Annotated in this window: 1 protein-coding gene; it reads right to left on the reverse strand. The window is 60.7% G+C overall.

Going from position 1 to position 2,535, the window contains the following annotated elements:
* The coding region (locus tag CH283_RS27890) for a non-ribosomal peptide synthetase (RefSeq protein WP_254924357.1) at nt 1–2,523 on the reverse strand (2,523 nt) is incomplete at its 3' end.
* Nucleotides 2,524–2,535 lie beyond the last annotated feature (12 nt).

Consider the following 2,535-nt stretch of genomic DNA (forward strand, 5'->3'; position numbering starts at 1 on the left):
CCGCAAACCGGAATCCAACACAAACAACGCATCACCCGGCACCGGCGTACCGATAGGAGCTCCATGACCAGGCTTCATGGGCGCACTCATAGAGGCGTAGAACGTCTCTGTCTCCCCGTAGCCATTGATCATTTCTCGGCCTGAAGCCCACCGATCGACAAGTTCGGGCGAGCATGCCTCACCCCCCACAAAAATGGTCCTTACTTGATCTATTCCCTCGGGCGAGAGCATCTCGAGTGCGGACGGGGTCTGGTTGACGGTGGTGACCTGCTCGTCTACCAGGATTCGGTGAAAGTCCGTTGCGGAGCGGGCGGCATGCTCAGGGATGATCACCAAGCGGCCGCCGTGCAGCAGAGCGCCCCACATCTCCCACACCGACACATCGAACGAGTACGAATGGAACATCGACCACACCTGATCTGGGGAATGTTTGAAAGCATGTTCCGAAGCTGCGTAGGTCTGGGTGACGTTCGTTTGTGTGATGCCGACGCCTTTGGGTGTGCCTGTCGTTCCTGAGGTGTAGATGATGTACGCGAGGAGGTCAGCATTCGGCACCGGCAACGTCGTCGTCGGCTGTTCAGCGACCTTGGGATCCTCGACATCTATCAGTGGGACCCCGGACTTACTGACGCGACCAGCGAGGCTCACCGTGGTCAAAATCGCGGCCGGCGCAGCGTCTTGTAGAACGAATGCCAGGCGCTCGTCAGGGGTGTTGATGTCGATCGGCAAGTAAGCAGAACCCAGCTTCAGCACCGAAAGTATGGCTATCACAGTGTGTTCCGAACGTGGCAGCAACAGTGCAACAACGTCCTCTACTCCCACCCCACGCCCAGCCAACAAATGAGCCAACTGCGTCGATGTGTCGTCCAACTCCTGATACGTCCACGACCGACCCTCGAACACCACCGCTATGACGTCCGGCCGCACCCTCACCTGCTCGGCGAACAACTCCGGAATCGCGGGGTCCACGATCGATTCATTTAGCACTGACCGCGCTCCGAGGGCGTCCAGCTGCGTCAGTTCTCTCTCGTCAAGCAAGTCGATTGACGCCACCGAGCGGTCCGTGCCGGCGAGCATCGTCGTGAGCACCCGCTGCCAGCGGGTAACAAGTTGTTTTACAGTTTCGGCGTCATAGACGTCGGTGCGGTACTCGACCAGACCCCCAATGCCTATGGGACGGCCGGAGTTGTCGAACCGCTCACGCAGGCTGAAAGTCAAGTCCATTCGAGCGGTCAAGGTGTCCGTGCGCTGCGGGGAAATGTCGAGACCTGGCAGAGACAGATCGGGCAGGGTGACGTTTTGCCAGGCGAACAGGATTTGGATCAACGGATGGTGAGCCTGCGTACGGACCGGATTGAGGCGCTCGACAAGCGCATCGAACGGCACATCTTGGTTCGCGAACGCGTCCAGGCTCCGCTCCCGTACCTCCTCCAACAAATCACCGAAGTTCATCTCGGCTGAAACCCGCGTACGCAACACCAGCGTGTTGACGAAAAACCCGACCATGCCGTCAAACTCGGTTCGCCCCCGCCCCGCCGTCGGCACCCCGAACGCCACATCCGCGCTCCCGCTCAAACGCGCCAACAGCACCGAAAGCGCCGCCGACATCACCATGAACGTCGTCGCATTGCGTTCCCGCGCCACAACCCGCACGAGTTCCTGCAGTTCGGCGGGCCATTCGACGACGACTTGGCCGCCCTGATGGTTGGCGACGGCGGGGTAAGGCCGGTCCGTGGGAAGCTCCAGCAGTCCCGCGTATCCAGCGAGGTTCCGCTCCCAGAAAACTGTTTGTCGACCAGATCGGGTATTAGGATCGTCGGCCTCGCCGAGGAGCTTGTGCTGCCAGATTGTGAAGTCGGCGTACTGAACGGGCAACGGCTCCCAGCCTGGCTCCGTCCGGGTGGTGCGGGCCTGATATGCGGTAGTCAGGTCGCGAACCAGCGGCGAGAGAGATGATCCGTCGGCGGCGATGTGGTGCATTGCCAGGGCCAGATGGTGTTCCGTGGTCGAGACTGCGAAAAGCCTTGCACGAAAGGGAATCTCGGTTTCTAAGTCGAAGGCGTGGCGGGTGACAATACCGACCGCCTCATCCAACTGTTGATCGGTCCAGTTGGTGGCGTCGATGACTTTGCAGGCGACAAGCCCTTCAGAGGCATCGAGAATGCACTGCTCGGGCACGCCAGCCGTAGCGGGAAACACTGTGCGAACACTCTCGTGCCGGGCTACGACATCGGCAACCGCCAGGGTCAGCGCGTCGACGTCGAGTAGACCGATTAGGCGTAGTACCAGAGGGATGTTGTATGTCGCCGATGGTCCCTCTAGCTGATGGATGAACCACAACCGACGCTGGGCGAACGACAGCGGCAACTGGGCCGGACGCGCATATGGCTCCCAGATTTGCCTGGTGCCCGACTGTCCTCCACCCACCACACGAGCCAGGCCCGCTACGGTGGGGGCTTCCATGAGTGCACGGACGCTGATTTCACAGTCGAAGGTTTCCTGCACGGCGGCTACGACACGCATCGCAGAGAGCGA

Origin of the sequence: Rhodococcus sp. 05-2254-2, from assembly GCF_002259095.1 — a bacterium.
Taxonomy (GTDB): domain Bacteria; phylum Actinomycetota; class Actinomycetes; order Mycobacteriales; family Mycobacteriaceae; genus Rhodococcoides.